Consider the following 6,492-nt stretch of genomic DNA (forward strand, 5'->3'; position numbering starts at 1 on the left):
GAAACCCCGCTTGGCCGCCTGTTTCGTGACGAAGCGGGCCGCCTGAACCAGGCCGTCGCGGCGCTGGCCGACCGGGTTGTCTTCGTGGCGGCCGGCCTGCCGCTGGTGTTGAAGGCTTGATGCTGTGCGGAGCGCCCCATCATGGTGCGTTTTAGCGGCGTTTCGGTAATCCCGATCTAACGTGAATGTTTTTCAGAACCAAGTTGGTGCGTAAATTATAGATAATCCCTGTTTTGGTGCATCCAGTTTCCATTTCAGAGTGATTTCCATGAAATACACATCGGCAAAACAGTTTCTCCAGCACGTCTCGGACCGCAATCCCGGCCAGCCCGAGTTCCTCCAGGCGGTGACCGAGGTCATGGAAAGCCTGTGGCCCTTTATCGAGAAGAACCCCCGCTACGTTGAACACGGCTTGCTGGATCGCCTGGTCGAGCCCGAGCGCGCGCTGATGTTCCGCGTTGCCTGGATGGACGACCGTGGCCAGGTGCAGGTCAACCGTGGCTACCGCATTCAGCACAGCATGGCCATCGGCCCCTACAAGGGCGGCATCCGCTTTCACCCGTCGGTGACCCTGTCGGTGCTCAAGTTTCTGGCCTTCGAGCAGACCTTCAAGAACGCCCTCACCACCCTGCCCATGGGCGGCGGCAAGGGCGGTTCCGACTTCGATCCCAAGGGCAAGAGCCCGGCCGAAGTGATGCGGTTTTGCCAGGCCTTCGTCAGCGAGCTGTTTCGCCACGTGGGGTCCGACACCGACGTGCCGGCCGGTGACATTGGCGTGGGCGGCCGGGAAGTCGGCTACATGGCCGGCATGTACAAGAAACTCAGCAACCGCGCCGACTGTGTGTTCACCGGCAAGGGCCTGAGCTTTGGCGGCTCCCTGATCCGCCCCGAAGCCACCGGCTACGGCACGGTGTATTTCGCCGACGAAATGCTCAAGACCCGCGGCCTGTCTTTCCAGGGCCTGCGCGTCAGCGTGTCGGGCTCGGGCAACGTGGCCCAGTACGCGGTCGAAAAGGCCATGGCGCTGGGCGCCAAGGTGGTGACGGTGTCCGATTCCAGCGGAACCGTCATCGACGAAGACGGCTTTACCCCGGAAAAGCTCGCCATCCTGATGGACGTCAAAAACCACCACTACGGTCGTGTCAGCGACTACGCCGAGCGCACCGGAACCCGCTTCGAGGCCGGCAAGCGGCCGTGGGGCGTGAAGGTGGATGTGGCGCTGCCCTGCGCCACCCAGAACGAACTCGACGCCGCCGACGCCGCTGCCCTGATCGGTAACGGCGTGATCTGCGTGGCCGAAGGCGCCAACATGCCGTCCACCATCGAGGCCGCCAAGGCGTTTGAAGCGGCCGGCGTGCTCTACGCGCCCGGCAAGGCCAGCAACGCCGGCGGCGTGGCCACCTCGGGCCTCGAAATGAGCCAGAACGCCATGCGCATGTCGTGGCCGCGCGAGGAAGTGGACGCCCGCCTGCTGGAAATCATGAAGGGCATTCACGCGGCCTGCGTGCAGTATGGCAAGCGTGCAGACGGCAGCATCAGCTACGTCGATGGCGCCAACATCGCCGGCTTCGTGAAGGTGGCCGACGCCATGCTGGCCCAGGGCGTGGTTTAAAGCCCGCGCAGGTCGGGTTAGCCCGCCGGGCGTAACCCGACAACTGGCCGGCACGCCCGGCGCGGGGGTCGGGGCAGGGCGCCCCGTTTCCCGTTTGCGGTTTCCCCGCGCTACCATCCCGGCCTTCGTCCGTCCGACACCGCCACCCGCCATGACCTACGCCATCGTTCGCCCCGACCCGCACATCGCCCCGGCGCTGCAGCAGCGCATCGACACCAAGACCAAGCCCCTCGGCGCCCTTGGCCGCCTGGAAGCGCTGGCCCGCCAGATCGGCCTGATCCAGCAAAGCCTGGCGCCGGAACTGTGCAAGCCGCAGATGCTGGTGTTTGCCGGCGACCACGGTGCGGCCCGGGCCGGTGTGTCGGCCTACCCGCAGGACGTGACCTGGCAGATGGTCGAGAACTTCCTGGCCGGCGGTGCCGCGATCAACGTTTTTGCCCGCCAGATGGGCATGGCGCTGGCGGTGGTCGATGCCGGCGTCGCCCATGAGTTTGGCGCCCGGCCCGGCCTGATCGACGCCAAGCTCGGCGCCGGCACCGCCAATTACCTCGAAATGCCGGCCATGGACGCCGCCACCCGCGACCTCGCGCTGGCCCGCGGCCGCGAGCTGGCCAGCGGGCTGGCCGCGCAGGGCTGCAACGTGGTCGGCTTTGGCGAAATGGGCATTGGCAACACCGCCGCCGCGTCGCTCATCACCCACTGCCTGACCGGTGTCGAGCTGGATAGCGTGATCGGCCGCGGCACCGGCCTCGACGACGCCGGCATGACGCGCAAGCGCGCGCTGCTGGCCCAGGCCATCGCCCGCGGCGGGCGTCCGGCCGACCCGCTGGCCGCGCTGGCCGAGTACGGCGGCTTTGAAATCGCCATGATGGCCGGCGCCATGCTCGGCGCGGCCGAATCCGGCATGCTGCTGCTGATCGACGGCTTCATCGTCACCAGCGCGCTGCTGGTGGCCCACGCCCTGGCCCCGGAGATCCTCCATTACTGCGTCTTCGCCCACCGCTCCAACGAGCAGGGCCACGTGGTGCAGCTGGCCCACCTGGGTGCCGAACCGCTGGTGCAGCTTGATCTGCGCCTCGGCGAAGGCACCGGCGCCGCGCTGGCCTACCCGCTGGTGCAGGCCGCGGTGAATTTCCTCAACGAAATGGCGAGTTTCGAATCCGCGGGTGTGGCAGGCAAGGCGTGAGGCGGGTTGGCGGACACGTTTTTCCAGCCCCGCACGCGGCCCTTCACCCCTGACTGATCTTTTCTCGCCCGCCCCATGCTCGCCCAGTTCGAACTCTTTTTTATCGCCCTCGGTTTCTTCACCCGTCTGCCGGTGCCGCGCTGGGTGGATTTCACGCCGGACAAGCTCGGGCAGGCGGCGCGTTTCCTGCCGCTGATCGGCTGGCTGATCGGCCTCGTCGGAGTGGGCGTGTATTGGCTGGCGGTGCAGGTTCTGCCGGTGGATCTGGCCCTGGTGCTGTCGATGGCCGCGACCATCCGCGCCACCGGTGCCTTTCACGAAGACGGCTGGGCCGACACCTGCGACGGCCTCGGCGGCGGCTGGACCCGCGCCCAGGTGCTGGCGATCATGAAGGATTCGCGCATCGGCAGCTACGGCGCCATCGGCCTCGTGCTGATGCTGCTCGCCAAGTACTTGGTGCTGGCCCACCTTGGCGCCGACGAGGATTACCCGGTGATCGCCGCGCTGCTGGTGGCCCACCCGCTGTCGCGCCTCGTGGCCGTGGGCCTGATGGCGCTGCTCGATTACGCCCGCGCCGCCGACAGTTCAAAATCCGCCCCGGTGGCCCGCCGCCCGACCTCCGCCGAGCTGGGCATAGCCACGCTGGCCGGCGTGCTGCCGCTGCTGCTGCTGAGCCCGCGAGAGGCGCTGGCGGCCCTGGTGCTGGCGGCGCTCGTCGTGGTGCTGGCGGCGCGCACCTTCAAGCGTCGCCTGGGCGGCTACACCGGCGATTGCCTTGGCGCCGCCCAGCAGGTGGCCGAAGTTTCAATCTATCTGGGAATCCTCGCCTCATGGAGCTTTACCTGATCCGTCACCCCCGGCCCGCTGTGGCGCCGGGCATCTGCTACGGGCAGACCGACCTCGGCCTGGCCGAATCCGCCATCGCGGTTGCCAAGCGGCTGCGCCCGCTGCTGCCGCAAAACTTTACCCTCTACGCCAGCCCGCTGGCCCGCGCGCGGCTGCTGGCCGAAGCCCTCGGCACGCCGCAGCTCGACCCGCGCCTGAAAGAGATCTATTTTGGCGACTGGGAAGGCCGCAGCTTCGACGATATCGGCCAGGCCGCGCTGGACGCCTGGGTGGCCGAGCCGCTCGATTTCGCCCCGCCCGGCGGCGAATCGCCGCGCCGCATGGCCGCCCGCGCCCTCGAGTTTCTGGCCGACCTGCGCGCCGCGCCGCCGGCCCCGGCGGTCGTCGTGGTGGCCCACGGCGGCCCCCTGCGCGCACTGGCCGGCCAGCTGTTGGGCCTGCCGCCGGAGCACTGGCTGGGGCTGGATTTTGCCTGCGGCGAAGCCACCCGCCTCGACCTCCACGACTGGGGCACGGTGCTGCGCTGGTTCAACCGCTAGCGCAACCCGAACCACAGCCAGGGCCGCATAATTCCAGTCCGGCCTCCCGATTCCCCGACGCATGACCGACTTCATCGCCTGCACGCCCGAGCACCACGCCGACGCGATCCTCGCCATTCTCAACGAGGCCATCGTCACCTCCACGGCGCTGTATGACTACCAGCCACGCACGGCCGACAGCATGGCCGCCTGGTTTGCCGCCAAGGCGGCCGGCCGGTACCCGGTGATCGGCGCGGTGGACGAGGCCGGCACGCTGCTGGGTTTTGCCAGCTACGGGCCGTTCCGGGCCTTTCCGGCCTACAAATACACGGTCGAGCACTCCATCTACGTGCACCGCGAGCACCGCGGCCGGGGCCTTGGGCGGGCGCTGCTCGAAAGGCTCATCGAGGCCGCGCGGGGGCAGGATGTCCACGTGCTGGTCGGCGTCATCGACATGGCCAACGCCGGCAGCATTGCGCTGCACCAACAACTCGGATTCACCCACTCCGGAACGATCCGCGAGGCCGGCTTCAAGTTCGGGCGCTGGCTCGACGTGGGCTTCTACCAGCGCGTGCTCGAGACGCCCAAGCACCCCATAGACGGCTGAAACCACCATGACCATGGACAGCTTTTGCGCCGACGACGGCGAAAAAATCCACCTGAAGATTTCCGGCAACGGCCCGCCGCTGGTGCTGCTGCATGGCTGGACCTCCACCCACCGCGACTGGAATCCCTTCCTGGCCGCCTTCGAGGCGCACCACCGGGTTTTTCGCTGGGACGCCCGCGGCCACGGCGGCCATCCCCTCGTCACCCAAAGCATTCCCACTGCCCCGCGCATGGCCCGCGACCTGCACAACCTGCTCGATCACTACGGGCTCGAAAAAGCCGTGGTGGCTGGCCACTCGATGGGTGCGCTGACGCTCTGGCAATACCTGCGCGACTTTGGCGAAGAGCGCCTGTCGCACCTCGTGATCATCGACCAGTCGCCCCGGCTCCTCACCGACGACAACTGGAAAAACGGCATCTACGGCGACTTCGACCACTGCCGGAACGCCGCCTTCATCGACGCGCTGGAGCGCGACTTTGCCGAGGCGCTGCTGCGTCTGGTGGCCTTTGGTCACAACGCCAAGGCCCGCGCGGCCTACCTGGACAACACCGTCGGCATGGCGTCGGCCCGCCAGCGTCTGCAGAGCCTGGTGCCGCGTCCGCTGATCGACTGCTGGGCCAGCCTTTCAGCGGCCGACTACCGCGACGTGCTGGCCACCATCACCCTGCCGACGCTGCTGGTGTATGGCGGCTCCAGCAACTTCTATTCGACCGCCACCGCCCGTTACGTGCGCGACAGCATTCCCGGCGCCCGGCTGCACATCTACGACGACGTGGACCACGCACCCCACCTGTGGGAGCGCGAGCGCTTCGTCCGCGACGTGCTGGATTTTGTGGCCGGAGCCTGACGCGGGGGCCCCTGCAGCCATTCCGCCGGAATGAAAAAATGTAAATTAGGTTAAATGAGTTAATCCGCGTGACTCGGCCGTCGCGCGGAGCAGGGCCGGTGATAGGGTGCAAGCTGATCAACAAGAAATGGGCGAGGTGCCCGTCGTCAGCTCTGTACGCCGGCGCCGTGGTTTCCCGATGCAAAGATGGGCGCAAAAGGCTTCGACTATGACCGCATTCAGCGGATCGTCGTGATCGCCGGGATGGCGGTGGTGTTTGGCTTGTGGCTTGCCGAGGAGGCCGGCCTGATCCGTACCGCCGCACCACGCGCATCCGCAGCCATCCCGCCGTCGGCCCTGCCGGGGCTCCAGTCCTCGGCGGACGGCCTGGTGTTGCAGGGCGTCATCGCCGGCAACGACAGGGCGCCGGGAATCGCGATCCTGGCGTCGACCGGCAAGCGTCCGGTCCTGGTGGCCGAAGGCGCCTATTTCAACGACGATATCCGCGTCGAGCGCGTGCTGCCCGATCGCGTGCTGCTGCGTCTGCGGGGCGACACCGTGCCGGTTGTCCTGCCCCTTTCTCCCCAGCCCGCCGCCAAGGCGCGCTGACATCCCCGCCCGGCAGCGCAGCAAGCGCGCCCGGCTTTCAAACGCAGGGCCGTCCCGAATTTCAGGCTGATTGGCAATGAGATTCTGCCAGCCGGCAGAAGGTGGGCGCGCTCTGAACTGCGGCTTCTTGCCATTTGCCCGTTCGCTCCAGGCGTGTCGAAAGGCATAGGCAAACTGTGGGGGCGACTTCAGTCGCCCATCGGACGTTGGTGGTTCATTTCATTCGACCTTCTGCGGGTTAAGCCCTTGCTGGGCGGCTTTCCGGTGTTTAGCGTTACGTTGGCCGGG

The 6,492-nt window shown here is 67.4% G+C and carries 8 protein-coding genes; all 8 read left to right on the forward strand.

Annotated features, from left to right (window positions below):
- On the forward strand, positions 1 to 120 hold a 120-nt coding region (locus tag Q1W26_RS02265), incomplete at its 5' end, for a bifunctional adenosylcobinamide kinase/adenosylcobinamide-phosphate guanylyltransferase (protein WP_300435320.1).
- Positions 121 to 268: 148 nt separating this feature from the next.
- Positions 269 to 1,612: an NADP-specific glutamate dehydrogenase gene (gdhA, locus tag Q1W26_RS02270; protein ID WP_300435302.1), complete on the forward strand. Its 1,344-nt coding sequence runs from the start codon at positions 269 to 271 to the stop codon at positions 1,610 to 1,612.
- Positions 1,613 to 1,763: 151 nt separating this feature from the next.
- Positions 1,764 to 2,798, forward strand: coding sequence for a nicotinate-nucleotide--dimethylbenzimidazole phosphoribosyltransferase (gene cobT / locus Q1W26_RS02275; protein WP_300435305.1), 1,035 nt, complete (start codon positions 1,764 to 1,766; stop codon positions 2,796 to 2,798).
- Positions 2,799 to 2,873: 75 nt separating this feature from the next.
- On the forward strand, positions 2,874 to 3,644 hold the full coding sequence (locus Q1W26_RS02280; protein WP_300435308.1) for an adenosylcobinamide-GDP ribazoletransferase: 771 nt from the start codon (positions 2,874 to 2,876) through the stop codon (positions 3,642 to 3,644).
- Entirely contained in the window at positions 3,629 to 4,183 is a 555-nt protein-coding gene (cobC, locus tag Q1W26_RS02285) for an alpha-ribazole phosphatase family protein (protein ID WP_300435310.1), read from the forward strand. The genes Q1W26_RS02280 and cobC overlap by 16 nt, the downstream gene beginning before the upstream one ends.
- Before the next feature lie 61 nt (positions 4,184 to 4,244).
- Positions 4,245 to 4,769: a GNAT family N-acetyltransferase gene (locus Q1W26_RS02290; protein WP_300435312.1), complete on the forward strand. Its 525-nt coding sequence runs from the start codon at positions 4,245 to 4,247 to the stop codon at positions 4,767 to 4,769.
- A 7-nt stretch (positions 4,770 to 4,776) separates the two neighbouring features.
- Positions 4,777 to 5,616 (forward strand): alpha/beta hydrolase, encoded by an 840-nt coding sequence (locus Q1W26_RS02295; RefSeq protein ID WP_300435314.1) that lies wholly within the window; start codon positions 4,777 to 4,779, stop codon positions 5,614 to 5,616.
- A gap of 186 nt (positions 5,617 to 5,802) precedes the next feature.
- Positions 5,803 to 6,204 (forward strand): type II secretion system protein N, encoded by a 402-nt coding sequence (locus tag Q1W26_RS02300; RefSeq protein WP_300435317.1) that lies wholly within the window; start codon positions 5,803 to 5,805, stop codon positions 6,202 to 6,204.
- Positions 6,205 to 6,492: the final 288 nt, after the last annotated feature.

The sequence above is a fragment of the Zoogloea sp. genome, assembly GCF_030157465.1.
Classification (GTDB): domain Bacteria; phylum Pseudomonadota; class Gammaproteobacteria; order Burkholderiales; family Rhodocyclaceae; genus Zoogloea.